Source organism: Streptomyces sp. ISL-66 (genome assembly GCF_018614135.1).
Taxonomy (GTDB): domain Bacteria; phylum Actinomycetota; class Actinomycetes; order Streptomycetales; family Streptomycetaceae; genus Streptomyces.
The window spans coordinates 45,434-72,190 of the sequence record NZ_JAGGOW010000057.1 but is presented as its reverse complement, the minus strand read 5'-3'; the positions used below and the strand labels follow the sequence as shown (position 1 = coordinate 72,190).

The 26,757-nt window shown below is 74.1% G+C and carries 22 protein-coding genes and 2 pseudogenes; 12 read left to right on the top strand and 12 right to left on the bottom strand.

The features are described from left to right. A pseudogene (locus tag J7E97_RS12520) lies at nucleotides 1-280 on the bottom strand (hypothetical protein); the annotation flags it as partial. A gap of 515 nt (nucleotides 281-795) precedes the next feature. Here J7E97_RS12520 and J7E97_RS12515 point away from each other — a divergent pair. The 4 genes from J7E97_RS12515 to J7E97_RS12500 all read left to right on the top strand — a co-directional run bounded on the left by J7E97_RS12515 (nucleotide 796) and on the right by J7E97_RS12500 (nucleotide 4,204). Then, nucleotides 796-1,893: an NUDIX domain-containing protein gene (locus tag J7E97_RS12515; RefSeq protein ID WP_251054333.1), complete on the top strand. Its 1,098-nt coding sequence runs from the start codon at nucleotides 796-798 to the stop codon at nucleotides 1,891-1,893. A gap of 125 nt (nucleotides 1,894-2,018) precedes the next feature. After that, on the top strand, nucleotides 2,019-2,555 hold the full coding sequence (locus J7E97_RS12510; protein WP_215025879.1) for an SRPBCC family protein: 537 nt from the start codon (nucleotides 2,019-2,021) through the stop codon (nucleotides 2,553-2,555). 163 nt (nucleotides 2,556-2,718) lie between these two features. Continuing rightward, nucleotides 2,719-3,198 carry a hypothetical protein gene (locus J7E97_RS12505; protein WP_308346478.1) on the top strand — a complete coding sequence of 160 codons (480 nt, stop codon included), beginning with the start codon at nucleotides 2,719-2,721 and terminating at the stop codon, nucleotides 3,196-3,198. Between the two features lie 157 nt (nucleotides 3,199-3,355). Then, nucleotides 3,356-4,204 (top strand): alpha/beta fold hydrolase, encoded by an 849-nt coding sequence (locus J7E97_RS12500; protein WP_215025876.1) that lies wholly within the window; start codon nucleotides 3,356-3,358, stop codon nucleotides 4,202-4,204. A gap of 105 nt (nucleotides 4,205-4,309) precedes the next feature. On the opposite strand, the gene J7E97_RS12495 is transcribed toward J7E97_RS12500, so the two are convergent. Further along, nucleotides 4,310-5,812 carry a DEAD/DEAH box helicase gene (locus J7E97_RS12495; RefSeq protein ID WP_215025873.1) on the bottom strand — a complete coding sequence of 501 codons (1,503 nt, stop codon included), beginning with the start codon at nucleotides 5,810-5,812 and terminating at the stop codon, nucleotides 4,310-4,312. A 139-nt stretch (nucleotides 5,813-5,951) separates the two neighbouring features. Next, the gene (locus tag J7E97_RS12490) at nucleotides 5,952-6,446 is read right to left on the bottom strand and encodes a MarR family transcriptional regulator (RefSeq protein WP_215025870.1); all 495 of its coding nucleotides are present in this window, start codon (nucleotides 6,444-6,446) and stop codon (nucleotides 5,952-5,954) included. Nucleotides 6,447-6,556: 110 nt separating this feature from the next. On the opposite strand from J7E97_RS12490, the gene J7E97_RS12485 reads away from it, so the two are divergent. From J7E97_RS12485 to J7E97_RS12470, 4 genes are all read left to right on the top strand, one after another. Next, nucleotides 6,557-6,970 (top strand): HGxxPAAW family protein, encoded by a 414-nt coding sequence (locus tag J7E97_RS12485; protein WP_215025867.1) that lies wholly within the window; start codon nucleotides 6,557-6,559, stop codon nucleotides 6,968-6,970. 157 nt (nucleotides 6,971-7,127) lie between these two features. Next, a complete protein-coding gene (locus tag J7E97_RS12480; RefSeq protein ID WP_215025864.1) occupies nucleotides 7,128-7,331 on the top strand; it encodes a cold-shock protein in 204 nt (67 codons plus the stop codon). A gap of 98 nt (nucleotides 7,332-7,429) precedes the next feature. Further along, on the top strand, nucleotides 7,430-7,954 hold the full coding sequence (locus J7E97_RS12475) for an AAA family ATPase (protein ID WP_215025905.1): 525 nt from the start codon (nucleotides 7,430-7,432) through the stop codon (nucleotides 7,952-7,954). 84 nt (nucleotides 7,955-8,038) lie between these two features. Next, entirely contained in the window at nucleotides 8,039-9,103 is a 1,065-nt protein-coding gene (locus J7E97_RS12470; protein WP_215025862.1) for a DUF4872 domain-containing protein, read from the top strand. Nucleotides 9,104-9,156: 53 nt separating this feature from the next. On the opposite strand, the gene J7E97_RS12465 is transcribed toward J7E97_RS12470, so the two are convergent. The 3 genes from J7E97_RS12465 to J7E97_RS12455 all read right to left on the bottom strand — a co-directional run bounded on the left by J7E97_RS12465 (nucleotide 9,157) and on the right by J7E97_RS12455 (nucleotide 11,131). Further along, complete coding sequence (locus J7E97_RS12465) at nucleotides 9,157-9,342, bottom strand: ferredoxin (RefSeq protein ID WP_215025902.1); 186 nt, start codon at nucleotides 9,340-9,342, stop codon at nucleotides 9,157-9,159. Nucleotides 9,343-9,407: 65 nt separating this feature from the next. Then, nucleotides 9,408-10,598 (bottom strand): cytochrome P450, encoded by a 1,191-nt coding sequence (locus J7E97_RS12460; RefSeq protein ID WP_215025859.1) that lies wholly within the window; start codon nucleotides 10,596-10,598, stop codon nucleotides 9,408-9,410. Nucleotides 10,599-10,792: 194 nt separating this feature from the next. Then, a complete protein-coding gene (locus tag J7E97_RS12455) occupies nucleotides 10,793-11,131 on the bottom strand; it encodes a co-chaperone YbbN (RefSeq protein WP_215025856.1) in 339 nt (112 codons plus the stop codon). A 160-nt stretch (nucleotides 11,132-11,291) separates the two neighbouring features. Here J7E97_RS12455 and J7E97_RS12450 point away from each other — a divergent pair, with 160 nt between their 5' ends. The 3 genes from J7E97_RS12450 (at nucleotide 11,292) to J7E97_RS12440 (ending at nucleotide 13,451) form a co-directional block, all read left to right on the top strand. Continuing rightward, nucleotides 11,292-11,561 carry a hypothetical protein gene (locus J7E97_RS12450; protein WP_215025853.1) on the top strand — a complete coding sequence of 90 codons (270 nt, stop codon included), beginning with the start codon at nucleotides 11,292-11,294 and terminating at the stop codon, nucleotides 11,559-11,561. Between the two features lie 190 nt (nucleotides 11,562-11,751). Further along, entirely contained in the window at nucleotides 11,752-12,111 is a 360-nt protein-coding gene (locus J7E97_RS12445; RefSeq protein WP_215025850.1) for a YciI family protein, read from the top strand. A 104-nt stretch (nucleotides 12,112-12,215) separates the two neighbouring features. Further along, entirely contained in the window at nucleotides 12,216-13,451 is a 1,236-nt protein-coding gene (locus tag J7E97_RS12440) for an RNA polymerase sigma factor (RefSeq protein WP_215025847.1), read from the top strand. Between the two features lie 86 nt (nucleotides 13,452-13,537). On the opposite strand, the gene J7E97_RS12435 is transcribed toward J7E97_RS12440, so the two are convergent. The 4 genes from J7E97_RS12435 to J7E97_RS12420 all read right to left on the bottom strand — a co-directional run bounded on the left by J7E97_RS12435 (nucleotide 13,538) and on the right by J7E97_RS12420 (nucleotide 22,346). Then, nucleotides 13,538-15,019, bottom strand: coding sequence for a condensation domain-containing protein (locus J7E97_RS12435; protein WP_215025843.1), 1,482 nt, complete (start codon nucleotides 15,017-15,019; stop codon nucleotides 13,538-13,540). Between the two features lie 183 nt (nucleotides 15,020-15,202). After that, on the bottom strand, nucleotides 15,203-16,210 hold the full coding sequence (locus J7E97_RS12430; RefSeq protein ID WP_374224142.1) for an ABC transporter ATP-binding protein: 1,008 nt from the start codon (nucleotides 16,208-16,210) through the stop codon (nucleotides 15,203-15,205). Next, on the bottom strand, nucleotides 16,207-19,011 hold the full coding sequence (locus J7E97_RS12425) for a hypothetical protein (protein ID WP_215025840.1): 2,805 nt from the start codon (nucleotides 19,009-19,011) through the stop codon (nucleotides 16,207-16,209). The genes J7E97_RS12430 and J7E97_RS12425 overlap by 4 nt, the downstream gene beginning before the upstream one ends. Further along, nucleotides 19,008-22,346, bottom strand: coding sequence for an FtsX-like permease family protein (locus J7E97_RS12420; protein ID WP_215025837.1), 3,339 nt, complete (start codon nucleotides 22,344-22,346; stop codon nucleotides 19,008-19,010). The genes J7E97_RS12425 and J7E97_RS12420 overlap by 4 nt, the downstream gene beginning before the upstream one ends. Before the next feature lie 387 nt (nucleotides 22,347-22,733). Between J7E97_RS12420 and J7E97_RS12415 the strand changes: the two genes are divergently transcribed. Next, complete coding sequence (locus J7E97_RS12415; RefSeq protein WP_251054329.1) at nucleotides 22,734-23,486, top strand: ABC transporter ATP-binding protein; 753 nt, start codon at nucleotides 22,734-22,736, stop codon at nucleotides 23,484-23,486. A gap of 36 nt (nucleotides 23,487-23,522) precedes the next feature. On the opposite strand, the gene J7E97_RS12410 is transcribed toward J7E97_RS12415, so the two are convergent. Further along, the gene (locus tag J7E97_RS12410; protein WP_215025830.1) at nucleotides 23,523-25,829 is read right to left on the bottom strand and encodes an FtsX-like permease family protein; all 2,307 of its coding nucleotides are present in this window, start codon (nucleotides 25,827-25,829) and stop codon (nucleotides 23,523-23,525) included. Next, nucleotides 25,826-26,546: pseudogene (locus J7E97_RS12405) on the bottom strand (ABC transporter ATP-binding protein). The gene J7E97_RS12410 and the pseudogene J7E97_RS12405 overlap by 4 nt, the downstream one beginning before the upstream one ends. Nucleotides 26,547-26,757 lie beyond the last annotated feature (211 nt).

The following is a 26,757-nucleotide window of genomic DNA, read 5'->3' as shown; positions in this document are numbered from 1 at the left end:
GCTCCGGCCCGTACCGTTCCCCGGCGCCCGGCACGGACGCGGGAGGAGGCGCTGCCGCGGGTGCCGAGGCCGGGTCGCCGGTGGGCTCCGCCGCCGGGTCGGGGCCCACCTCCGGCAGCCGCCCCAACGGCTTCGCGTCCACGGTCGGTTGCGGCCCGACGGTCCGCACTCCGGCCGACACCGGTCCCGGCCCGGCTCCGGCCCCCGGCGGCCCCGGCTCGGCCGGCCGTACGGTCACGCACCCGGCCGTCATGGCCAGCGCGACAACGATCAGGGGCACCCACGGTCCCCGGCGCGACTCCATCCGCCCACCCTGCCGCACGAACCCCCGGACACCCGCACGCCCTCACCCGCACGAGTGGTGGAAACCGACAGGAGGGCACCAGCCGGGGGGAGTCGGCCCGAGGAACCTGCCGGGGGGAGTCGGCCCGGGGAAGTCAGCCGGGCCTGGCCCGCACCCCGGCGCGGTCCGGGCGCGGGGACACGGGGAGCGCAGGAGGTTGACGGAGCCGTCCACGCCGAGTGCGGTGCCGTTGACCGGGGCACGGGCCACCGCCTTGGCCTTGCCCTTCGCGACCTGGTCGGGCCGGCGGTTTTCAGGCCGCCGACCCGCCCGGGGAACGTAGCAAGGAGCGCGTAACCAGCCAGTAAGGAGATATAGGGGTGGCAAAGGGAGCCGGGCTGATCTCCGTAACCCGAGGGCTGTCGGGGCTGTTGCACAGGCGGCGGTCCCCCCACCTGCCCGCCCGCCCATGGCCCCACCCCTGGTGAACGCCCCACGGTGAACGGAGTCCGATGCCGCAGCTGACCGACGAGGCCGTGACCGAGCACGCGGGCGAGGGCCCGGGCGAGGGCCCGGGCACACCCGATCGCCCGGCCGCGGCCCCCGGCGCGGCCCCGGCCCCCGCGCCGGGCACCTGGATGACCCCCGAGGCGTACGGGGCCTCGCGCGCCGCGCTCTGGACCGGGGCGGTCGTCCTGGTCACCGACACCGACGGCCGCGTCCTCGTCCAGAGCGTCGACTACCGCCCCGACCGGCTGCTGCCCGGCGGCGCGGTTGACGCGGGCGAGGCGCCGGCCGCGGCGGCCGCCCGCGAGATGTACGAGGAACTCGGCATCGAAGGCCGCTACCCGCGCGGCCTCGCCGTCGACTGGATCCCCGCCGGCACGCCCGGGTTCCCGCCCGAGATGCGCTTCCCCGGCGAGATCCTGCACGTCTTCGACGGCGGCACCTGGACCCGGGAGCGGATCGACTCCGTCCGGCTCCCCGAGCAGGAGATCACCGCGATCCACTTCGTCGAACCGGCCGAGCTGCCGGCCCTGATGGACGCGGGCGACGCCCGCCGCGCCCTCTCCGCCCTGCGCGCCCGGATCAACGGCGGCGGCGCCGCCCTGCTGGAGGACGGCCGCCCCACCGACCCCACCGCCCTGGACCGCCTCGGCGTCCTGCGCAGCCGTCGGGCGCGGCTGCACGGCACCTGGCACCCCGGCCCGGATCCCGTGCCCGTGCACCTGCCGCTACGGGAACCGGCGGGCTGGCTCTTCGCCCCCGACGGGCGGGTCCTGCTGCTCGTGGCCCGCGCCACGGGCACGGCCCACCTCCCGTCCCCGGCGGCCGGCACCCTCACGGGCGACCTCCCGCTCGGCCACCGCCACGCCGACCAGGGGGCCCACCCCCGCACCGCGGCCCGGCTCACGTCCGTGCCCCCGGCCCGGGACCCGGCGTACGGCCGCCTGCTGGCCACCCCCGAGCAGGTCCGCGAACTCAGCGACTGGGGCCCGGCGGGCCACGAGGAACTCGCCGCCGTCCACGCCGCCCGCACCCACCTCGCCCTCCCGGCCCCGCCCCGCACCCCGCTGACGGAACTCCCGCCGGAGGGCTGCCGCTGGTGACCGGGCCTCTTCCCGTACGCGCTGCACGTTCACGTCCACGTCCACGCCCGCGGCGCGGCCGAGCCGGGTGAGCGCTGCGCGTCTCAATCCCCCCACCGCGGCCCGTGGTCCCGCAGCATGGGGGGATGAGCGAGACTGCGATCACCTACACCGTGTACGTCCAGGCCGACCCCGAACGGGTGTGGCAGGCCCTGACCGAGCCGGCCTTCACCCGCCGCTACTGGGGTCTGGACTTCGAGACCGACTGGCGGGTGGGGTCGACGATGGACTGGGTGGAGCGCGGGGCGCGGACCAGCGATCCGGAGCAGGTGGTGCTGGAGTGCGTCCCGAACCGGCGGCTCTCGTACACCTGGCACACCTTCACCCCGCAGTGGGCAGCCTCCGTCGGCATCGCCGAGGAACTGCGGGCCCAGCTGGCGCGCGAGCGGCGCACGAAGGTGACGTACGAGATCGAGCCGGTCGGTGACACGCTCGCGCGACTGACCATCCTCCACGAGGGCTTCGAACCGGGCGGCATCCTCATCGGCATGTGCGGCCGGGCCTGGCCGATGCTCGCGTCCAGCCTCAAGACCCTCCTGGAGACCGGCGCCCCGCTGCCGGAGCAGGGACACGAGAACGAACAGGGATCCGGCGGCTACGAGGCTCACGGCCCGCAGCACTGACCCTCGGCGCCCCGGCCCGGTGCCGTTCACCCTGACCGTACGGCCGGGCGAGCGGCCTGCGGGAACCCTTCGAGGCCACCCCTGACCACCGGCCGTTCACCGCGATCGTGTGGAATGGCGGTATGGGGAGAAGCGAGTACCAGACGCGCCAGGGGGTGGCCCGGTGAACCAGGACACAGGGACGACCGGGGCGACCGTGCCGCCGGAGCACTGGCGTTACGCCCGGCATCTGGAGTCCTTGGCCGCCGTTTCCGGTGAGCCCGCCGAGGCCGAGGCCGTGGCCGCAGTCCTGCGCGACCCCGACTCGGTGATGGCCGAGAGCGCGGTCGTCACGCACCTGGACCGGCGGGCGGCCCTGCTGCTGGCGGATGAGGCCTTCCCCGCCTGGGCGCGGGCCGTGGGCGGAGCCATCGGCGGCCGCACCTTCGCGGCCCGCCGGCTGCGGGAGTGGATCCTGCTGAAGGCCATCACCCGGGGCGAGACCTGGTCGCCGACGGAGCTGCTCGCGGCTTCCGACTGGTGTCAGCGCACGGCCGCCCGGTCCCTGCACGCCGACGATGCCCTGCGGCTGCTCGCGGCCGGGGCCCGTACCCGGCGCGTACGCAACACGGCGGCCCAGCGGCTCCTGCGGCGAGCCGCCTGAGCGGTCGGCCGAGAGCCGCGGAAGAGGTCTGCGCCGCACGTGTGCGCCAGGGGCCGAGCCGGCCCGCGCGCGTTGGCCCCGCGCACGCGTGCGTCCGCCTCGTGACCTGCGGGGAAATGGGATTGTGCGGGCCCGGAGCGCCGGTGAGGATGGCGGCATGCCCACCACCTTCACCGCCCCGGACGGGACCCACCTCGCCTTCCACGTCTTCGGGGAGAGCGAGCCGCTGCTCTGCCTGCCCGGCGGCCCGATGTGCGCCTCCAGCTACCTCGGCGACCTCGGGGGACTGTCGAAGCACCGCCGGCTGGTTGTCCTCGACCTGCGCGGCACCGGCGACTCCGCGCTCCCGGCCGACCCGGGCACGTACCGCTGCGACCGGCAGATCGAGGACGTCGAGGCCCTGCGCCGCCATCTCGGCCTGGAGCGGATCGACTTGCTCGCGCACTCGGCGTCCGGGGACCTGGCCCTGCTCTACGCGGCCCGGTACCCCGAGCGGATCCGCTCCCTGGTGCTGGTCACGGCCCGCGCCCGGGCGCTGGGCGTCGACTTCCCGGTGGCGGGCCGCAAGGCGGCCGTGGAACTGCGCGCCGGCGAGCCCTGGTTCGAGAGCACCCGCCAGGCGCGGGAGGCGGTCTGGGGCGGCACCGCCACCGAGGCCGACTGGGACGCCATGGTCCCCTTCAGCTACGGCCGTTGGGACGCGGCCGCGCGGCAGCACGTCGCCTCCTGCGCCGACGCGTACAACGACGAGGCCGCGCCGCTCTTCGCGGCCGACGGCGCCTTCGACCCCGAGTCCGCGCGGGCCGCCCTCGCGGAGCTGGCGGCGCCCGTGCTGTTCGTGGCGGGCGACGTGGACACCGGCCCGCGCCCCGAGGCGGCCCGCGAGGTCGCCGCGCTCTTCCCCCACTGCGAGGTGGTCGTCCAGGCGGGCACCGCCCACTACCCCTGGCTCGACGACGCCGAGGCCTTCAAGCGGACCGTTCGCACCTTCCTGGACCGCGTCTGACCCGGAGCCCCTCGCAGGCCCGGCCCGGCCCCGCCGCGACGCACGCGGTGCCGGCTCCCCGCACTCGGGGAGCCGGCACCGCGGCCGTACGCTCGTTACTTCGTGTTACTTCGTGCCGCGCCGCACCCGTGCGGCCGCGCGGGCCTCGGCGGCCTGCCGGGCCTCGATGGTCTTACGGGACTCCTTGCCCTTCCCGGGCCGGCCGGGCCGGGTCCCGATCCCGCGGAAGCCGAGGTCCGAGCCCGAGGGCCGGCCCTTGGCGTCGGTCGCGGCGGCGCCCGCCAGCGGCACGCCGGACGGGGCCTTCGCGCCGGTGATGCGGCTCAGCGCGGCCTCGCCGGAGCGGACCTGGGTGATGGCCGGCCGGATCTTGGCGTCGGCCATCAGCCGGACCATGTCGCGCCGCTGGTTCGGGGTGACCAGGGTGACGACCTTGCCGGCCTCGCCGGCCCGCGCCGTGCGGCCGCCGCGGTGGAGGTAGTCCTTGCTGTCGGCGGGCGGGTCCACGTTGACGACGAGGTCGAGGTCCTCGATGTGGATGCCGCGCGCGGCGACATTGGTCGCGACCAGGACGTTGAGCAGGCCGTCCTTGAACTGCCCCAGGGTCCGGGTGCGCTGCGGCTGGGACTTCCCGCTGTGCAGTCCCTCCGCCCGTACGCCCATGGCCCGCAGGTGCTTCACGAACTGGTCGACCCCGTGTTTGGTGTCCAGGAACATCAGCACCCGGCCCTCGCGCGCCGCGATCTCCGTCGCGGCCGAGACCTTGTCGGCCGCGTGGATGTGCAGCACGTGGTGGTCCATCGTGGACACCGACGCCGACTGCGGGTCCACGGAGTGCCCGACCGGGTCCTTCAGGTAGCGCTGCACCAGCTGGTCCACATTGCGGTCCAGGGTGGCGGAGAACAGCATCCGCTGGCCCGCGTGGTGCACCTGATCGAGGATCTCGGTGACCTGCGGCATGAAGCCCATGTCGCACATCTGGTCGGCCTCGTCGAGGACCACGATCTTCACGCGCTCGAGGTGGACGTCGCGCCGCCCGATCAGGTCGCTGAGGCGCCCCGGGGTGGCCACGACGATCTCGGCGCCGGTGCGCAGCGCACCCGTCTGCTTGCCGATCGACAGGCCGCCGACGACCGTGGCCATGCGCAGCTCCAGGGCCTGCGCGTACGGGGTCAGGGCCTCGGTCACCTGCTGCGCCAGCTCGCGCGTCGGTACGAGGATCAGCGCGAGCGGCCGCTTCGGATCCGCCTGCTGTCCCGCGGTGCGGGCGAGCAGGGCCAGGCCGAAGGCGAGCGTTTTGCCCGAGCCGGTGCGTCCGCGGCCGAGGATGTCGCGGCCCGCGAGCGAGTTGGGCAGGGTGGCCGCCTGGATGGGGAACGGCGTCGCCACCCCCTGGTCGGCCATCGTCGTCACCAGCTCAGGGGGCAGGCCGAGCTCCGAGAAGGACTCCACCGGCGGCAGCGCCGGCGTGGTCGTACGGGGCATGGAGTATTCGCCCTGGGGGCCGAGGGTCCGCGGGGTCTTCCCGCCGCCCTTCGCACCGCCCTTCGGGCCTGCCTTGGCTCCGGCCTTGATGCCGAAGCGGCCATGAGCCGACGGGTTCTTCATGCAGAACCTTCCGTGAGACGTACGAAGACGAGACGTATGAGACGAAGTGTGGGGCGGGTAGGGCGACGTCCATGACGCGCGTCCTTCACAGCCGCATGCGCCGGTTCACGGCGCCAAAAGACAAATTTTACCATCGGGGCTACCGCTTCAGGGGCCCGAGCTCCCCTGCCCGCACGCGGTCGAGATGGGCGGTGACCTCGGCCGCCGCCCGGCCGAACCAGTCGGCGATGACGGCGATCTCCTCGGGGGAGTACTCCGCGAACACCGCGCCGAGCCGCGCGTAGAAGGGTTCGTAGACGGCGAAGACCCGGGCGGCGGCCTCCGGGTCGGCGACCACCCGTACCCGGCGCCGGTCGGCGGGGTCGGGCCGGCGGCTCGCGTATCCGGCGCGCTCCAGACGGTTGAGCACCCCGGTCACGGCCCCCGTGGTGAGCTTCGTGAGCTCGGCGAGGTCGCCCGCACTGAGAGGGGTGTCCTCGGCGCCCAGGATGTGGCCGAGGCAGGTCAGGTCGGTGACGTTCAGCCCCAGCAGCTGCGCCACCTCCTGCTGGCCGATGACGCCGAGGGCGACGTACCGGTCCATGCGCGAGAGCGCCTCCTGGACCGTCGCCGCGGGGCGGGGCTTGCCCTGCACGCAGATACTCCTTAGCATCTAAGTTACTTAGCTCGTGAGGTAAATGGCTTTCTCCGTAAGAGATCCCTCCACGAGCCGAGCCTACTGAAACGACCGAACCAGGGGAGAACATGAGCGCTCACGGCGATGTCGACCTCGGCCACACCGTGGCGGGCTGGACCGGAACGGCCCTGGCCCTGCTGGGCTGCGCCGGAGCGGGAGCCGCCTTCTGCGCGGCCTGGGCCCCCGGCGTCTGGCTCGGCCTCGGCGTCATCGCCGCGGCGGGGGCCGTCACCTGGCTGCTGCACCTCGCGGGCTGGGGCAAGCCGAGCGGCCCCCGCCCGCGCGACCAGTGGGACTGGCGCGTCCGGGACACCGACGCGCACGGCGGCCATCGCGACTGCCTGGGCTGCCGGATCAGCGGCTCGCGGCGAGCGGTCGCGGCGGCCCCTCGGCCTCGATCCGCCGCGTCGCTGCCCGCCGCGTCGTTGCCTGCCGTGTCACTGTCCGCCGAGCCGTTGCCCGCCGCGGATGGCGCCGCGTAAGGGCCGATCCCTCGTTTCGCGGACGGAACGGACAAAGGTTCGGATCACCGCGGGCCCCCCGGTTGGCCGCGCCCGGCGTGTGCTCGGGCGCATCAATGGGCAGGATCGGGACCGGCCGCATGTGCGGCCGGTGGAACGTTGTGAAGGATCAGTACAGATGGCAACTGGCACCGTGAAGTGGTTCAACTCGGAGAAGGGCTTCGGCTTCATCCAGCAGGACGACGGCGGCCCCGACGTGTTCGTGCATTTCTCCGCCATCCAGACGGCCGGCTTCAAGGAGCTGGCTGAGGGCGCGAAGGTCGAGTACGACGTCATCCAGGGCCCCAAGGGTCCCCAGGCGGAGCAGGTGGTCGCCCTCTAAGCGCCGCTTCACGAGCCCAGCCCGTGAGGTGAGCCCCGCCGGATCTTACCGGCGGGGCTCACGCACGTCCGGCCCGGACCGGTAGCGTGGGCCGGATGATGACGGGCACGCCGGACACCCGGCTGATCGTGCTGCGAGGCAACTCCGCCTCGGGCAAGTCCTCGGTGGCGCAGGGCATCCGCGACCGCCACGGCCGCGGCATCGCGGTCGTGGGGCAGGACAACCTCCGGCGCGTGGTCCTGCGGGAGCAGGACGTCCCCGGCGGGGCGAACATCGGGCTCATCGGGAGCGTGGCGCGCTACGCGCTGGACCACGGCTTCCACGTGATCGTCGAGGGCATCCTCTACGCGGACCGCTACGGCCCCATGCTCGACGCCCTGCGCCGGGCGCACCGGGGACGGACGCACTTCTACTACCTCGACGTCCCCTTCGAGGAGACCCTACGGCGGCACGCGGCCAAGCCCCAGGCCGCCGAGTACGGGGAGGAGCGGATGCGGGAGTGGTACCGGCCGCTCGACCTGCTGTCCGGCGACTGGGAGAGCATCGTCGGGGCCGAGCAGTCGCTGGAGGACACCGTCACCCGGGTCATGGACGAGACCGGCTTGCGCGCGGGAGCCGCCTGACCAGGGGTCGCGGCCCCGTACACCCCGGCGGCGATCACGCGGTCCGTCGCGGTCCGTGGCTCGCGACGCGGATACCCTGACGGCATGACTGCGCTCGTATATGAAGACTTCGGCACCGGACGCCACCGCGAGGCCTCGCTGATCCGGCACGCGCTCGGCAGCGTGCACGACGAGGCGCTGGTCGCGGGCCTGGCGGGCGGGATCGGCTTCATGTACTTCGTCTTCGAGTACGCCGGCCACCCGCCGATGCCGACGATCGTCGCCCAGGCCCACCCCGACCCCTGGGTGCAGGTGGCCCTCGGCCGCCTGCGCATCCCGTACGAGGCCACGCGCAGCGCCAAGCCCCGCTGGAACCGGGTGGAGGCCGCGCTCGACGCCGGCGCCCCCGTGTTCTGCACCGTCAACCGGTCCGGGCTGCCCTGGCACCGCCCCGCCGCGATGGCCGAGCTGGCCGCCGCCGACCCGTACGTGGTGGTCGTCGTCGGCTACGAGGGCGACACGCTCTACGTCGAGGACGGGGCCGAGACCCCGTACGCGATCGGCCGCGAGGAGTTCGGCGCCGCCTGGTCCGGACACAAGAAGGGCCGCCACCAGATGGTGGTGACCACCGGGAAGCCGGCCGGCGAGCCGGACCTGGACGCGGCCATCGCCGCCACGGTCTCCCGCCTCACCGGGCCGGTGCTCGGGAACCACTTCGACGTCAACTTCGGCTTCACCGGCATGGAGAAGTTCGCCGCGCAGCTGCGCGACACCCGCACCAAGACCGGCTGGGAGCGCCGCTTCGCCACCCCCGAGGCCTTCGCGCTCGGCACGGGACGGCTGTACTCCTGCCTCGAGGAGGAGTGGACCGCTCCGGGCGCCACCCGCCCGCTCTACGCGGACTTCCTCGACCTCGCCGGCCACGCGGAGGCGGCGGAGTTGTTCCGGGATTCCGGGCGCCAGTGGTCGCGGCTCGCGGAGCTGGCCCGTACGGCCGACCCCGGGGCGGACGCCGACGGGCGGCGGGCGTTCTTCGACGCGTGTGCGGACCTGGTGGACGGGGCGCTGGCGCTGGAGCGGGAAGCGGTCGCCCTGCTGCCGGGGGCCGAGGGGCTGGCTGAGCCGACCGAGCCGACCGAGCCGGCTGGGCCGGCCCGGCCCGTCGAGTGACTCGGAAGGTCTAGCCGCCCATTGCTCGGATCCGGTCCCGGGCGCCAAGGGGGCTACCGGGCCTCCTCGACGCTGACCGCCGCCACCGGGCAGGCGCGTGCGGCCTCCCGCAGCAGCGGGCTGCCGCCGCCGTCCTCGCGGCCCGGCAGGACTGCGCCGAACCCGTCGTCGTCCTGGGTGAAGACCCCGGGCGCCGTCAGCGCGCATTGACCGGCGCCGATGCAGACGGCCGTGTCGATGGAGACGCGCGCCGCCGCGGGCGGGGCGGCCCCGCCGGAGGGGCCGGGCGGGCTCGCCGCGCCGCTCACCACGCCACCGGGAGCTCGATCATGCCCTGGACGGTGTCCCCGGGTTTGAAGGGGATCCGGTCCGGTTCGGCCGCCAGCCGCAGCCCCGGCAGCCGGTCGAAGAGGGTGCCGAGCGCGATCTCCATCTCGGCGCGGGCCAGGTTCTGCCCCAGGCACTGGTGGATGCCGAAGCCGAAGGCCAGGTGGTGCCGGGCCGGCCGGTGCCAGTCCAGGGAGTCGGGCTGGTCGAAGACGGCCCCGTCGCGGTTGATGACGGAGGTGGAGAAGATCACCCCGTCGTCGGCGCGCACGGTGACCCCGCCGATCTCGATGTCCTGCGTGGCCACGCGCAGCATGCCGTCCGCGATCGACAGGAACCGCATCAGCTCCTCCACGGCCGCCGACATCAGGGTCGGATCGGCGCGCAGCTCGGCCAGCTGCTCGGGGTGGTTGAGCAGGGTGAACGTACCGAGCGAGATCATGTTGGCCGTGGTCTCGTGGCCCGCGATCAGCAGGATCGCGGCCAGCGCCACCAGTTCTTCGACGTCCGTCTCCCCGGTCTCCAGCCGCTGGGCGATCAGCTCGTCGAGCAGCCCGTCGCCGGGATTCTCGCGCTTGTGCCCGATGAGCTCGCGCAGGTAGCCGTTCAGCTGCTCGCGGGCGTCCTCCACATCGGCGAGTTCGGGGCCGCGCAGCAGCCGCCGCGACTGGCCCTCGAAGAACTCGTGGTCCTCGTACGGGACTCCGAGCAGCGCGCAGATCACCGTCGAGGGCACCGGCAGGGCGAAGGCGCCGACCAGCTCCGCGCGCGGACCGGCCGCGACCATGTCGTCGATCAGCCGGTCCACCGTCTCCTGGATGCGGGGCCGCAGGGCGGCGGTCCGCTTCAGCGAGAAGCTCGGGATCAGCATCCGGCGCTGGACGTTGTGCTCGGGGTCGTCGAGCCCGAGCAGGGCGGTGCGGCGGTTCTGGAGGCCCTTGAACCGCTTGGTGGGGATGGGGAAGGAGGCGTTCTGGCGGTCGGCGGAGAGCCGGCCGTCGGAGAGCAGGGCACGCGCCTCGGCGTGTCCGGAGACCACCCACACGGAGCGGCCGTCGAAGAGGGTGACCCGCGAGAGCGGGCGCCCGGTCCGCAGCGGCTCGTAGGCCGCCGGCGGGTGGTAGGGACAGGTCCTGTCCTGGGGGAAGGCAACGGTCTTCTGGGACATACAGCACCTCGCACGCGATGGTTCCGTTTCGCCGTGACCTATTACATGCCTAAGGCACCTATCCGATCCATGTGACTTTCGGCCAGATTGATTGCCTTCGCCTGGACGGCGTAGCGGGTGACCGGCCGGGGCCGGGGCTGGTGACCGGAGGGCCGGGAAGGAGCGGGGCTCAGGAGGACGCGGGGGAGGGGCGCTCAGAGGTGCGGATCCAGGAAGGCCCGGAACTCCGCGGCCGTCATCGGCCCGGCATGGGTGGCCACCGCCGCGCCGTCCTTGACCAGGACCGCCGTCGGGGCGCCGGTCACCTCGAAGCGCTTGGTCTGCCCCGGGCAGCGGGTGATGTCCGTGCGGACCGCAGTCAGCCGCGTCCCGTACTCCTGGGCCAGCTCGGCGACGACCGCGTCCATCGCGCGACAGGCCGTGAGGGCCTTCGGCCAGGTCCCGCAGAAGTAGGCGAGCACCGGCCCGTCCGTCATGCCGAGGATGAAGTCGAACTCCTGGTCCTCCAGTGGCTGGTGTACCAGACGTGCCATGGGTGGTGCTCCGCTTCGTGTGCCGTGCGATCCGGAAGGTGGCCCCCATCATCGCCGCTCGGCCGCGCTGGGCGCCCCCGTGCCCGACGGCAGCCGCGCTCCGGCCGCCCGCCGCCGTGCGGGCCGGGCGTTGTCAGTGCCGTCTGTGAAGCTGAACGGCATGGACGACAGGATGCTCCGGCGCCGGGTGTACGGCGCCGATCACGAAGACCCCGACCCGGGTCCGCTCGCGGGGCACGACTACGGCGAGCTCGTCGGCGGCCCGCTCGACGGGCTGCTGCTCGACGTCACGGGCTGGAGCGGTGCGCAGCTCGCCGAGGAGGCGCGGCTCCCGACGGAGATAGGGCGCTACGGACCGGGCGGGCGGGCCCACTACCGCCGCCGCGCGGACGATCCCGCCCACTGGGACTGGACGGGCGACAGCCGCTGACGCGAGCTCCGCCACGCCGCTCGCGTACGTCCACCGGCGCGGGCCGCCGGGCAGGCGACCGACGCCTTCGGTTGGCAGTTCCGGAAGATTCTTTGAAGAATTTCCGGGGAGCTGTCGATCCGGGCGTCTTCCGTTCGACGCAGGGGTGAGAGGCGGGGGAAGCCCCCGCCCTCCCGACCGAGGAGTCACCATGCCGCGCTTCCTTTCGATGATCCGTATCGACGAGCAGAACCTCACCCCCGACACCCCCTTCCCCGCCGACTTCGAGCAGCGCATGGGCGCGCTGATGGAGGAGATCACGAAGGCAGGGGTCATGCTCGACACGGCCGGCCTGCTCCCCACCTCCGAGGGGACGAGGGTCACCTGGTCCGGCGGCAAGCTCAGCTACACCGACGGCCCCTTCACCGAGACCAAGGAGGTCGTCGGCGGGTACGCCCTCATGCAGTGCAAGGACAAGGACGAGGCGCTGGAGTGGACCAAGCGGTTCCTGGAGATCCACCCCGAGGAGTGGACGGTCGGCGCCGAGCTGCGTCAGCTCGCCGAGGGCTGAGCGCCCCAACCACCGCCCACCTGGCGTCCCACCCGGGTCCCACCCGCGCCCCTCCCGTTTGCCCTGCCCCGTCCCGGCTGCTCTGATGGGTGGCCGTGACGGCAGTGAGTACGACCCGAGCGGTCGAAACGGTGTTCAGGATCGAGTCCGCCCGGATCATCGCGGGTGTGGCCCGAATCGTGCGTGACGTCGGCATCGCCGAAGAGCTCGCGCAGGACGCGCTGGTCGCCGCACTGGAACAGTGGCCGCGGTCGGGCGTCCCGGACAAGCCGGGCGCCTGGCTGATGGCCACTGCCAAGCACCGCGCGATCGACCTCGTCCGCCGCAAGGAGGCCTACGCCCGCAAGCTGGCGGAGGTCGGCCGCACCCTGGAGGACCAGGCGCCCCCCGCCGAACCGGCCGAGCTCGCCGACCCCGAGGGCATCGACGACGACCTGCTGCGGCTGATCTTCACCGCCTGCCACCCCGTGCTCCCCACGGAGGCCCGGATCGCACTCACCCTGCGCCTGGTGGGAGGGCTGACGACGCCGGAGATCGCCCGCGCCTTCCTCACCTCCGAGCCGACGACCGCCCAGCGCATCGTCCGGGCGAAGCGGGCCCTCGCGAAGGCGTCGGTGCCCTTCGAAGTCCCGTACGGAGCCGACCGGGAGCAGCGCCTCGCCTCCGTGCTGGAGGTCATCTACCTCGTCTTCAACGAGGGCTACTCGGCGACCGCCGGGGACGATCTGGTCCGTCCCGCCCTCTGTGAGGACGCCCTGCGCCTCGCCCGCGTCCTGGCCGCCCTGATGCCCAAGGAGCCCGAGGTGCACGGTCTGGCGGCGCTGCTGGAGTTCCAGGCCTCCCGCATCGCCACCCGCACCGGCCCCGGTGGCGAGCCGGTGCTGCTCGCCGACCAGAACCGGTCCAAGTGGAACCGCCTCCTGATCCGGCGCGGCGTCGAGGCCCTGCACCACGCGGGCACCGGTCCCTACTCCCTCCAGGCCGCCATCGCCGGCTGTCACGCCGACGCGCTCCGGTACGAGGAAACCGACTGGCCGACGATCGCCGCGCTCTACGGCCGCCTCGTCCTGCTCGTCCCGTCACCGGTGATCGAACTCAACCGGGCCGTGGCCGTCTCCATGGCCGAGGGCCCGGAGGCGGCGCTGCCGCTGGTGGACGCCCTGGCGGCGGAACCGGCCCTGCGCGCCTACCACTTGCTGCCGAGCGTACGGGGAGACCTGCTGGAGCGGCTCGGCCGCCGGACGGAAGCCCGCGCGGAGTTCGAACGCGCCGCCTCGCTCACCCGCAACGCCCGGGAACGGGACCTGCTGCGCGGGCGAGCGGCCCGGCTGGACGGCTGACCGGGCAGCCCCGGGGCCCCGCACCCGGGCCCGGCCCGGGCGCGGGTGCGCTGCGGGCTCAGGTGCGACGGCTCAGGTGTGACGGCTCAGCCGCGGCGCGCGAACGCCGCCACGTCGAGCGGCGTGCGCGCCACCGGCCGGCGCGGCGCCGTCAGCGCGATGGGCCGGCGGAAGGAGCCGTGGCGGGCGATCTCCTGGACCGTCTCGCGCAGCGCCTCCAGGAAGCAGTCCATGGTGCGGCGGGCGGCCGGGGTGTCCGAGTAGATCGAGTTCATGTGCAGCCCGTCCGCGTCCCGCTGGAACCAGGAGCAGGCCCCGTTGGCCTGGGCCGACCAGACGTGGGAGGTGGGCCGCCAGTCCTCGTGGCGCTCGGCGCCCGGGCACTTGCGCATGTCGATGTACGAGAAGAAGTTCACCGGGTACGGCCAGGAGCGGGCGGCGAACTCCCGCGGTGCCAGCAGCTCCCAGGCCCGCACGAACGGCACGTCGACATGGTCGATCAGCTCGGTGAAACCGGCCCGCACCGAGGCCATGACCTGCGCGAAGTCCCGGCCGGGCGAGGCGTCGAACTCGATGGGCATGGTGTTGACGAACCACCCCACCGAGTTCGTCCACGCGGCCCGGCCGCGCTCGCTCACCGGCATGAACCCCCGGTAGACGCCCGGCCCGCCGGCCTGGCGCAGGCAGACGGCGACGGCGGCCAGCACACCCATGAACGGCTTGCCGTCGACGGCCAGACACGCCTTCTCGAAGACCTCTGCCTCCGCGGCGTCCAGCAGCGGCGAGGCCTCGTTGACGATCGAGTACATCTGTCCCGGCTCGACGCCGAGCTCGAGCGGGAAGCGCGGGAAGAACTCGCCGCCACGGGCGATGAACTCCTTCCAGTAGTCGAGCCGTTCGTCCTCGACGTCGATGGAGAGGTAGCTGCGGCGCTGCTCCTCGGCGAAGTCGAGGTAGCTCGGGGCGGGTGCCGGGTCGGGCTGCTCGCCGCGGCGCAGGGCCTCGTACCCGCTCTGTACCTCCTGGACCACGATCGGCATCGACATTCCGTCGCAGACGATGTGGTCGAAGGCGAGGTAGACGGTCGCGGAATCCTCGCGGAGCACCGCGCCCATCGTGAACAGCGGCCAGGACAGGGTGTCGATGCTCCGCTTGAACCGCTCGACGAGGAACCCGGTCAGCTCCTCGGTGCGGTCGAAGGAGGCCACCTCCACGGTGTCCAGGAGCAGTTCTTCGGCGGGGATCGGCGCGCAGGCCAACTCCCCGGCCAGGCGCCGGAACTCGCAGCGCAGCACCTCGTGGCGGCGCACGAAGGCGAGCAGCGAGCGCGTCAGGGCGTCCTCGTCGAGCACGCCCGTGACCTCGAAGGTCACGGCGATCCACGAAGCGACGGGATCGTCGGCCGCGCGGCTCTCCTCGGCGACCGTGAAGTGCTTGTCCTGGTTGAAGGAAGCCCTCCTGCCCGCCGCGCCGCCCGGGCCGTCGGCTTCCGCCGCCGTGGACCGCAACCGCCACTCGACGACCCGGCCGGGTGCCATGTGGTGCATCTCCAGAGGAAACTGCCGCATTCCGTCATCCCTTCGCCCCCCGAGTCAACCCCGAGCCCCTAACGACACCCGGGCCACGGAAGTGACGCGCACAGCGGGTTCACCGGTCGGCCCACGGCGCGGGCCGGAGCACGCGCCCGGCGGCAGAGGGAACCGCGCGCGTGCCCTGAAACGCCGCCCCCGGCCGTCGCTCCCGGGAGGCGGTCAGCGCGCGGTCGCCTCCGGCGCCGTGTCCTGCGGCGCCGCCCCGGACGCGTCGTCGGGGCGCAGCTCGATGTGGTCCGCGGCGAGGTCCACCGCCACCCGGTGCTCCATGCCCAGTGCCTCCAGGAACTTCTGGGGGAGCTGCACCCGGCCCGTGCGGTCCAGCATCACGTACTCGCGTTCGCTCACGGATTCGGCGCCGTGCTCGTCGGTGACCGTGCGGCGCAGCACCTCGCTGCTCGTACGGCCGTCGCGCATCGCCACCGTACGGCGGACCTCGCCCGCGACGAGCGGGTCGTGGGTCACGATGACCACGGTGGCGCCGAGCTCCCGGTTGACGGTGCGGAAGGCCTCGAAGATCGCCCCGCCCGTCTCGGAGTCCAGCTCGCCGGTCGGCTCGTCGGCGAGCAGGACCGCCGGGTCGTTGGCCATGGCCACCGCGATGGCCACGCGCTGCTGCTGGCCGCCGGAGAGCTCGGCGGGACGGCGGCCCGCCAGTTCGCCGATCTCCAGGGCTTCGAGGAGCTCCGCGGTGCGGACCGCGTGACGCTTGGCGGCTCCGCGCCTGGCGCCCTTCAACTGCATGGGCAGCGCGATGTTCTGAGCTGCCGTCAGGAAGGGGAGCAGGTTGCGGGCCGTCTGCTGCCAGACGAAGCCGACCGCCTCGCGCCGGTAGCGGAGCCGGTCGCGCGCCGACATCTCCAGCAGGTCGTAGCCGCCCACGCTGGCGGATCCGGCCGTGGGCACGTCCAGGCCCGCCAGGATGTTCAGCAGCGTGGACTTCCCGCTGCCGGACGCGCCGACCAGGGCCATCAAGTCACCCTTCTGCACCGCGAGTTCCAGCCCCTGCAGGGCTTGTACCTCCACGCCGTCCGTGCTGAAGATCCGCACGAGGCGGTCGCAGGAGATGGCGGTGTCCGCGCCGGCGCGGCGGGGTTCGGCGGCGGCCAGGGCCTGCTGCCGCAGCTCCTCGTAGGTGGGCTGGTCGCTGTTGGCCACTCGGTTCACCGCTGGTCTCCCGCTCTCAACTCGGTAGTGATCTGTCGCCTGCCGGATATCGCCGCCTCCGCGAGCACGGCCCCCGCGACCAGGACCGTCAGGCCCAGCGCCTGGACCAGTACGGGCCGCGCGAGGAGCCGAATGCCGGTCGGCACCTTGGCGCCGACCAGCGTGGACAGGTCCACGGCGGGGCCCAGCAGGGCGACGGCGCCCGCCGCCGCCAGGGCCCCGCCGAGCGCGGCGGCCAGCGCCAGGGGCACCGACTCCGTGAGGATCAGCAGCACCGCCTGCCGGGGGCGCAGGCCCATCGTGCGCAGCCGGGCGAGCAGCGCCGCGCGGTCGGGGGCCGCCCGGACCAGGGTCAGCAGGACCGCCAGGACCGCGAAGCCGGCCGCGCCGGCCAGGGCGGCCCAGAACAGCCGTTCGGCCGACCGCTGGAGCGGGTCGGAACCCAGTGCGGCGGCCTCGGCGGAACCGGTGCGGACGCGGTAGGACCCGGCGGGCGCCGCCGGGTCCGCTGCGCGCACGAGCTCGTCCAGCCGGTGCTGGTCGAAGGAGCCCAGCGCGTACCAGCGGTCGGGGAGGCCCAGCTTGGGCAGGGCGGCCGTGACCGGCCCGGCCGGTACCACCACCGTGGTGGACTTGGCGCCCGGCCGGGCGGGCGTGCCGTCGATCACGCCGGCGACGGTCACCTGGATGTTGCCGGCGTCCATGCGCAGCAGGTACGAGGTGATGTCCTCCGCGGCGAGGTCCCCGCTGACGAGCGCGGGCACCGGCGCGGCCGAGGTGCCCGAGGGCGCCGGTGCGCCGCCCGCGAGCACGGCCGGATCGAACGGGCCGCGCCCGACGGCCCGGGACAGCTCCGCGTACGCCGCCGGGTCCGCGACCACGACGGTGACCTGGGTGGTGCCCCGCTTGGTGCCGACCAGGAAGGCGTTGTCGTCGGTCCACACGTCCACCGACGACCGTACGCCGGGCAGCGCGGCCGCCGCCTTCGTCAGGGATGCGGGGAGGGTGCCGTTGGGCGCCGCGATCTGCGCGTCGCCGCCGATCGCCTGGCGGACCACCTCGTGCCGCACGTCCTTCACCGAGGTCAGCACGGTGGCGCCGAAGCCGCCCGTGGTGACGGCCAGCAGCAGCGCCACCAGCGGGAGTACGGACGGGCGGGAGGTGCCCCCGGTGCCCCGCGCGGCGCGTGCCAGCCCGAGGAAGCCGACCAGCCCGGGGCCCCGCCCGGCCGCGCGGGCCAGTGCTCCGACCAGCGCGGGCTGGATCCGGGCCAGCAGCAGGCCGCCGCAAAGCGCGAGCAGCAGCGGGGCGGCGACCAGCAGCGGGTCGACCCCGGAGCCGGCCGGGGAGATCCCGCGCGAGCGGACCTCGAACACGGCGGCCGCGGTGGCGGCGAGCACGAGCAGCTCGGCGACCAGGCGCCGCCGGGGACCGGGCCCGCGCCGCGGCGACAGCAGCACGGCGGCCCGTACGGGGAAGGCCAGCAGGGTCACGAGCGTGGCGGCCGAGGCGGCGAGCACCGTGCCCGCCACGCGGGGGGTCGGCAGCAGCGCCACCGCGAGGGCCGTCGCGAGCGCGGCGGCCGGCAGGACCGTGACGGCGCTCTCCGCGAGCAGGCGGCGCACGATGCCCGCGCGGGAGCCGCCGCGGGCCAGCAGCAGCCTCAGTTCGGACTCCCGCCGGTCGCCGGTGAGCGCGGCCGCCAGGCAGAACACGACGAACGCGACCCCGGCCACCCCGGCCGGACCCATCGCGGCGAGCGGCGCGGCCGCCTGCCGCCGGGCCTTGGCCTGTGTGAACAGTTCGGGCAGGCCGGAGGTGACTTCCAGATCGGAACGGTGGGTCTCCCCGCGCAGCCGGGACGCGGTCGGGCCGGCCATGTAGGACGCGATCTCCGCGGCAGTGTCGGGCAGTTGATCGGCGCGCAGGTTCCCGGTGTCGACCGGGATCCGCCAGAAGTCCCGGACGTTGCCTTGGCCCCATTCGCCGAGCCGGTCCAGCGAGTCCGGGCCGATGAGGCCCGCGGTCTGCCAGTAGTTGCGCGGCGGGCGGGAAGCCGTGGAGGAGAGGCAGGCGTGGGTCAGGCAGGCGAGATCGGTCCAGTAGACGTCGGCCTCGTCGTTCGCGGCGTAGAGCCCGACCACCTCGGCCTTGAGCGGTTCGGACCAGCCCGCGGTGGATTCCAGCACCATCCCGAGCCGGGCGCCGATGGACTGTGCGGCGCTCTGCGAGAGCACGATGGGGATCGGCCCGCCGGGCTCGGGGGCACCGGGCCAGCGCCCCTCCACGAGCCGGACGTGGCCGGCGGCCTCGCGCAGGTGGTAGAGCGAGAGCTGGGGAGGTACGCCGTCGGGGCTGGCCAGTCCGGGATTGGCGAGTCCCCGGGCGTCCGCCGAGGAGCCGTGGACGGGGCCGCTGGGAGCGACGCCGAAGAGCGGACCGGTACGGGAGACGAGGGCGGCCAGCACCTCGTCCAGGTCCTTGGGGGTCTGGTTCCCGAAGCGGGGAGGCGCGGTGACCCACAGGCTGGTCGGGCTCGGACCGCGCGACTCCAGGAAGGACCGCAGAGCCTGGTCGGCGCCCCGGTCCTCGGCGCGCGGCAGGGCGGCGGAGAGCAGGACGGCGACGAAGGCCAGGGCCGCACCGAGCAGGGTGGCGAGCGGGGTCGCGCGCAGCCGGGTCCGCACCCAGGGCGCGGGCGCGGGCACCGCGCGTGAGGGGGCCCCGCCCCGGGCGTTCCCGGGAGGCTCCGTGCCGTCCGGGGTGCGCCGCTCGGCGTTCGTCGCGGCCGGCCCGGTCATATCTCCTCCATGTGCCGCAGCCGGTCGGCTGTCTTCAAGGTGTTCCCGTTGCGCAGGCCGCCGACGACCGCCGACAGCAGCGGCACCGCGGCGATGGCGGCGGCCAGCAGCAGGGTCCGCGCCGTGGGCAGGTCCACCAGCACCTCCGGCATCGGCCGCCCGGCGGCCGGCGTCAGCACCATCAGCGGCACCACGAGATGAACGATGACGGCGCCCAGCCCCAGCCCGACGACGGTGCCCAGGCCGACGAGCACGCAGCTCTCGGCCGTGGCCGTACGGGCCAGGTCGCGGCGGCGTGCGCCGAGGGCCAGCAGCACCGAGAACTCCCGGGCCCGTTCGCGGGAAGCCGCCGCGGCCGAGGCCGCGAAGCCGATCGCCGCCAGCACCGCGCAGGCCACCGCCAGGGCGGCGAGCGCTCCCTGCGGCCCCGCGCTGAGCGGATCGTCCAGCAGGGTTCGGGCCACCTCCTCGCGCAGCCGCACCTGCTGGACGCCCGCCGTGGAGCGCAGCTCGGCGGCGGCGCGGGCCGGCGCCGAGTCGTCGGCGGAGGCGGCCGGCAGCCACCACTCGCCGGGAGCCGGAAGCTCCCGGCCGCCGGCCGCCAGTACCCGGCTCGCCGTGGTCAGGTCGACGGCGATCGCGGTGTCTCCGGCGACGGGCAGCGAGCCGACCGCCGCGGTGACGCGTACCGGCACGGTGGCGTCGCCCAGCTTGACGGGCACCAGATCACCCACGGCACCCCCGACCGCGGCCAGGTAGGCCCGGGTGGCGATCCCGGGGACCTCGGACTCCACGGCGGCTTCCGGCGCCAGGCTGACCAGTACGCCGCCGGCCTCGGGCGAGCCGTCGCGGTAGCGCAGCCGGGCCAGCGCCGGGACGCCGCCCGCGTCGGAGGCGGGGAGCGACTCGGCGGCCGGGGCGCCGCTGTTGAGTGCCGGCACCGTGAGCTTCCAGTCCGGGATGGAGACGGTGATCGCAGCCGCCGTGCCGTCGCGGCTCTGCGAGACCGCGAGGCTCCGTACGGTCAGTTCGTCGAACATCTTGGCCGGATCAGGGGTGGCCAGGGGGCCGGTGCCGGGGCGCCAGCCCACCCGGTCGTACGTGAACACGAACCCGGCCACGCGCAGCGGCGCGGCGGCCGAGCCGAGCGGGGCGCCGACGAGCGAGCCGAGGTCCACCGACACGGTGGCCTCGCCGTCCTCGGGGAGCTGGACCATCGGACTCCGGTAGGTGATGCCGAATCGGTCGCGCAGCATCAGGCCCAGACCCGGCCGCCCGCCCGCGCCGACACCCCGTACGGCGACGGCGAGATCGACGCGCTGCGGGCTGTCGGGCAGCGGGATGCCGGAGGCGGCGGACGCCCCCCGCGCCGACGCGGAGACCAGCGGCGCGAACAGCTCGCGCAGGGAGCGCCCGTCCCGCAAGTCGGACCGCAGCGGGACCCGTTCGCCGACGGCCGCCGCGTCCATCGCCATCACCTGACCGGTGCGCCCGCCCGGCAGCTCCTGCTTCGTTCGGAGCACCGGGATCACCCGTTCCCCGCCCGGCAGCGACCCGTAACGGCCGCCGCGGCCCATCGGGGGCAGGTCGCTGCCGGATATCAGCAGGCCGCCGGCCGTGGTGAAACCGGCCTGGTCGCGCTGGGATCCGGACCAGGCGGTGTGCTGGCCGAGGGCGAGGACCCCGCTGGAGACGGCGAGGACGAGCAGCAGCACCGGCCCGGTGGCGCGGCGCGGCCGCCGGGCGAGCTGCCAGCCCACGAGCGCCGGACCCAGACCCCGGCCCCGGGAGGCGATCCGCGCGCCGAGGCGCGCCGCGAACGGCAGCAGCCGCAGGACCAGCAGGGTGCCCGCGATCAGCGCCAGCGTCGGGGCGGCGACCAGCACGGGGTCCACACCGAACAGGGCGCCGGACGGATCGGCGGAGGGGGCGGCGGAACGCGGCGCGGAACCCGACCCGTTGGAGCCGTACCGGGACAGCTGCTGGTAGGCGAGCACGGCCAGTGCCACCAGCGCCAGGTCCAGGCCCGAGCGGGTGGCGCCGGCGACGAGCGCCTGGCGGCGGCCGGTCCGCCGCAGGGCGGCGGCCGCGGCGCCGCGCAGGACCACGGGCAGGGTGGTCAGGGCGACGCATCCGAGGGCGCAGCCCGCCGCGACCGGCCAGAGCGGCCAGCGGAGGGAGACGGTGAAGGGGACGTGGGCCAGCGAGCCGTAGCCGCCGAGCAGGCGGAGCAGCGGCAGGGCCAGCAGCGGCGCGAGGACGGCGGCGGGCAGCGCGAGGAGCAGCGACTGGGCCGCGGTGAGGACACCGAGCCGGCGGCGGGAGGCGCCGCGGGCCGTGAGCAGGACCCGCTCGCTCTCCTGGCGCTCCGTCAACAGGTGCGATACGAGCAGCAGCGCGGCTCCGGCCAGGACGGCGAGTTGCAGGGCGCCGACCAGCAGGGTGGACCGGGCCACGGTCAGACCGGACTGCAACTCCCCAAGCAGCAGCGGGAGTTGAGTGTCCGGATGTAGTCCGGAGTTGCGCTGGAACGCTTCGGCGGCCTTCGTCGCCCGAGCCCGGACCGCCTCGATCCCGTCGACGTCGGCGGTGGCGAAGTCGGGGGTGAGGAGCACCGCGCGGCTGTCCTGCGCGAGCCCGCCGACGGTGAACGCCGAGTCGTCCGCGAGCAGCGGGCCGTACGTGGTGAAACTGCCGACCTGGAGGCCGCGGGCGCCCAGCGGGTCGAGCCGCCAGTACGGGGCGTCCGGGTCGCTCGCCGCGTAGACGCCGGTCACCAGCACCGTCAGGGGCGAGCCGGCGCCGTACCGGTCGTCGAGGCGGACCTCGGCCGGCAGTGCGCCCTCGGTCAGCCCGAGCCGGGCCAGCGCCGCCTTCGGGACGGCCACGGGGACGCGACTGCCCGGGCCGGAAACCGACCCGGTCACGGGCTGCGGCCACGTGCCCGCGAGGAGCCGTACGCGCTCCTTGGCGAAGGCCGCCAACAGCGTCAGGTCGGCGTCCCTGCCCCGGGTGTGCAGGCCGGGCAACCCGTAGGACCGGCTGCGCGCCACGCTCTCGGTGGTGGAGGGGAGCGGGCCGAACAGCTCGTGCGCGAAGCCCCGTACCGCCGCGTCGTCCTTGGCGCGGTCGGCCGTCGCATGACCCCCGGTGACCAGTACGGTGCTGCGCGCGTGGCCGGGGCCCTGGAGGGCCTGGCGCAGGCCGGCCTCGCCCACGCCCCCGGTGAACGCGAAGAGCGCGGTCAGGACGGTCGTGGTGATCAGGACGGTGAGCAGTACGGCGGCCGCGAGGGGCAATCGCCCGCGCAGTCGGCGCACGACGAAGCCGAGCATGTGCCTGTTCCTCCCCCGCACCGGACGTGTGATCCCGGATAGCGGACGATGCTGCCAGATTCGAACAGATAGCGGAAGGGACTTGCGTGAAAGGGGCATTGGATGAACAAATCGACGGGGGCGAGCACGCAAGGGCGCGATTTCGGACAACATCCGGTGGTCGCACCGGCGTCCGCACCGGCGGCCCCTCCCACCGCAGGCCGGGCCGGTGCGGGACGGGTGGCCGAACAGAATCCCAGGGGGAACCACAGCATGACGCAGCGTCAGCATCAGTCGCATCAGTCGCAGGAGTCGCAGTCGCAAGGGGCGCAGTCGCAGGGGGCGCAGTCACGGAGTGCGCGGGCGCCTGAGACGTCGGCGCGGCAGGACGCCGGCGCGACGCGGCCGATGGTGGTCGTGGACGACGTGCGGCGCAGCTTCGGCACCGGACCGCAGGCCGTCCACGCGCTGCGCGGAGTGTCGTTCGAGGTCCGCCGGGGAGAACTCACCGCGCTCAAGGGGCGGTCGGGATCCGGCAAGACCACCCTGCTGAACCTGGTCGGCGGCCTCGACGCACCCACCGGGGGCAGCATCACCCTCGACGGAACCGACCTGGCCGATCTGGACGAGGAGGGCCGCCTCGCGCTGCGCCGCGACCGGATCGGCTTCGTCTTCCAGTCCTTCGGCCTGATCCCCGCCCTGACCGCCGCCGAGAACGTCGGGGTCCCGATGCGGCTGCGCAAGATCGCGGCCAAGCAGCGCGAGGAGCGCGCGCGTACGCTGCTCGCCCTCGTCGGCCTCTCGGACCACACCGAGCAGCGCCCCGGAGAGCTCTCCGGCGGGCAGCAGCAGCGGGTCGCCGTCGCCCGCGCCCTCGCGAACGAGCCCGACCTGATCATCGCGGACGAACCGACCGGGCAGCTCGACTCCGACACCGGACGCCAGATCATGCGACTGCTGCGCGCCGTGGTGCGCAGCGAAGGGGTCACGGCGCTGGTGGCGACCCACGACCCGGCCCTGATGGAGCTGGCGGACCGGGTGGTGGAACTGCGCGACGGGCGCATCGTGGAGGTTGAGGCGGAGACGGGGGCGGAGGCGGAGGGCGCCGAGCCGGGCGTCGAGTCCGAGGTGTCCGAAGCGCCCGAGGCGTCCGAAGCCTAGGCCGGACCGGCGGCCGTCCCCGGCCGCCGCCGGGAGCTACTCGGTGTGCAGGGCCGAGGCGATCGTCATCCGGGCCGCCGACCGGGCCGGGAGCAGCGCGCCCAGAACGGCGATCGCGATCCCGGCCAGCAGCATCGCGGTGAGTTGCGGCGCGTGCCAGACGTCCTTCATCGACTCCGGGAACGAGACGATGCCGACGTTGTCCACGACCAGACGGTGCGCGAGGATCCCGAGAGGGATCCCGAGCAGGCCGCCGACCAGACCGATCCCGGTCACCGAGGTCACCGTCATCGTGACCACCTGGCGCGGTGTCATGCCGATGGACTTGAGCATGCCGAGGTCGCGACGGCGTTCGCGAGTGTTCAGCAACACGGTGTTGAAGACACCGAGCGAGGCCACCAGCGTCAGCAGTACCGAGAACACCGAGGAGAATCCGACCACGGTGGCGGTGGCGGCGTTGCCCGAGGCCCCCGCTTCCGCGCGCAGGCCCGGGTCGGCCGCGTCGACGGCGTCCGCGTACGCGCGGGCGTCCGCGCCCGGGGCGAGCCGGACGGTGTAGTCGACCGCGCGCGTACCCGGCGCGAGCAGGTCGAGGGTCTCCCAAGTGGATTCCAGCGAGCGGGCGTTGCTGTCGATGAGCTCACCGACGATCGTGGCGGTCGTCCGTCTGCCGTTGGCCTCCAGGGTGACCCGGTCGCCGACCGCGAGTCCGCGTTCGGTCAGGAAGGCGGGACCGGCCGAGATCTCGCCGGGACCGCTGGGCGGCCGGCCTTCCACGAACATGGCCCGGGCCCCGGACAGGCTCCCCCGGTAGAAGCTCCCGAAGGCGGGCTGCGCGTACCCGACCAGGCTCACCTGCGTCAGCCCCCGGGCCCGTACCTCCTGTGCTCCCAGAGCCCGCAGCCGCTCCTCGATCTGCGCGTCGCTGAGCAGTGGTTGCGCGGGCCGGCCGTCGGCGGAGCCGGCGTGGACGGCGACCCCGGGGCCGCCGGTGTCGTGTCCGGCCTTCGCGTACGCGACCATCGTGCTGGTCAGACCGGTCGCCAGGGTCACCGTGGTGACGCCGAGGACGATGGCCGCCATGGTCATGAAGGCGCGGCCGGGACGGGCGAACGGATGACCGAGGCCCAGGCTGACGGAGCGCGGCAGCCGGGAGGAGGCGAGCGCGCGCTGGACGCGCAGTCCGCGGCCGGTGCGCGGCGCACCGCCCGCGCTGATGGCCTGCGCGGCCGGCAGCCGGTGTGCCCGCAGGGCCGGTACCAGCGCGGTCAGCAGGACGAGGGCGGGCATGCCGGCCAGAGCGGCGGCGCTGAGCCAGGGGGAGAGGGAGTCCACGCCCGCCAGGCCGGTCTCGATCCCGGAGAAGGCCACCTGCAGGATGACCCCGGCCAGAGCGTTGCCGAGCAGGGTGCCCAGTACGCAGCCCACCACGGCGGGGACCGAGACCATCGTCAGGTAGACGGCGACGACCTGGTTCGGCGTGAAGCCGATGGCCTTGAGCACGCCGATGTGCCGGCCGCCGGAAACGACGGCGCCGCTGACCACGTTCCCGACGATCAGAGCGGAGACCAGCAGCCCCAGGACGCCGAAGAGGCCCATGAAGGGCAGATAGGCGTCCGCCCGCGAGGAGAAGATTTTCTTGAGGGTGAGGTAGTTCTGCGCGGCCGTCACCGAGTCGGCGGGCAGCTCGGCCGTGGTCCGGGCCAGCGAGTCGCGCAGCTGCGCGCCCGTCGCCGAGTCGGTGAACCGGTACAGCATCTGCGCGGAGGCCGGGTGCAGCGCGGCCACTTGCTCGGGCGTCACCCAGGCGGCGGCCGACTTGCTCATGCTCGTCGCGAACCCGACGACCGTGAGGGTGGGAACCCCGGGCACCTCGAGCTTGGTCCCGAGGAGATCGGCGTACGGAGCCCCGTCGATGCCCCAGTCGACGACGATCTCGCCGGGCGCCTCGGCCCAGCGCCCCACCAGCACTTCGACGCGGTCCACCGGGCCCGCGGGATCGGCACGGCCCACCACGGTCAGGGGGCCGGGCGGCATCCAGAGCCAGTCCCCGGGCACGTCGACGACGGCCTGGCCGAAGGGTCCGGCGGCGGCCGCCACGCCCGGGCGGTGCGCGGTCGCGGCGAGTTGGGGCCCGGAGACCTTGGCCGTGTCGTACGTGGCGACCGTGTGCGCGCCGCGCTGCGCGGAGTACGCCTTGTCGAAGGGGCCCGAGGCGGCGGCGAGGAGGCCGAGCGCGAGCAGGACGGTGGTGGTGGAGCAGAGGACGACGAGGGCGATGACGAACGTCTGGACCTTGCGGCGCCCGACGGCGGCGCGGGCGGCCCGCCAGACGGCGCTCACGCGGAACGCTCCAGCGCGTCGGTGGCCTTCGGGTGCGTGGCCTGCGGGTCGGTGCCCTGCGGATCCGTGCCCTGCGGGTCGGTGTCCTGCCCGTTGTCCAGGGCGCGTTCGCGGGCGACGCGGCCGTCGGCCATCTCGACGAGCCGGCCGGCGCACCGGGTGGCGAGATGCGGGTCGTGGGTCACGATCAGCAGGGTCTGGCCTATCTGGTTGAGGTCGATCAGCAGGTCCATGACCTGCTCGCCCGAGCGGCTGTCGAGCGCCCCGGTGGGTTCATCGGCCAGCAGGAGGGCCGGACGGTTCATCAGGGCGCGGGCCACGCCGACGCGCTGGCGTTCGCCGCCGNNGGCGGGCCGGGACGCCGGTGAGCTGGCCGGCGAGCGCGACGTTGTCGAGGGCGGGCAGGTCGTCGATGAGGTTGAAGAACTGGAAGATCATGCCGACTTCGCGGCGCCGGTACAGCGCGAGGCCGGTCTCGTTCAGCTTGCCAAGGTCCTGGCGGTGCACCTCGACGGTGCCCGTGGTCGGCCGGTCGAGGCCGGCCACCATGTTGAGGAGGGTGGACTTGCCGCACCCGGACGGTCCCATCACGGCGACCGCCTCGCCCCTGCGGATCTTCAGTGAGAGGCCGTCGAGCGCCTTCGCGTCGCCGTACTCCTTGTGCACGCGGTCCAGGCGGACGACGACCTGACCTGCGGTGTCGTGATGAGTTGTCATGGCAAGAACCTAGAAGGCGGGTGGGCGGGAGTGCGTCACCCCCCGGATGTAAACAGGAGGCCGCGTCATCCTGGGGATGTACGCGGGAAGACCCGGGGGAGGGATGCGGACTACGAGGACGACCTGCGAAGGTTGCGGGGTCGGTGATCTTGGACGAGGGGTTGTGGGGGAGATGGCGGGGGAGGTGGCGGGGGAGGGCTGGCTGTTCGCA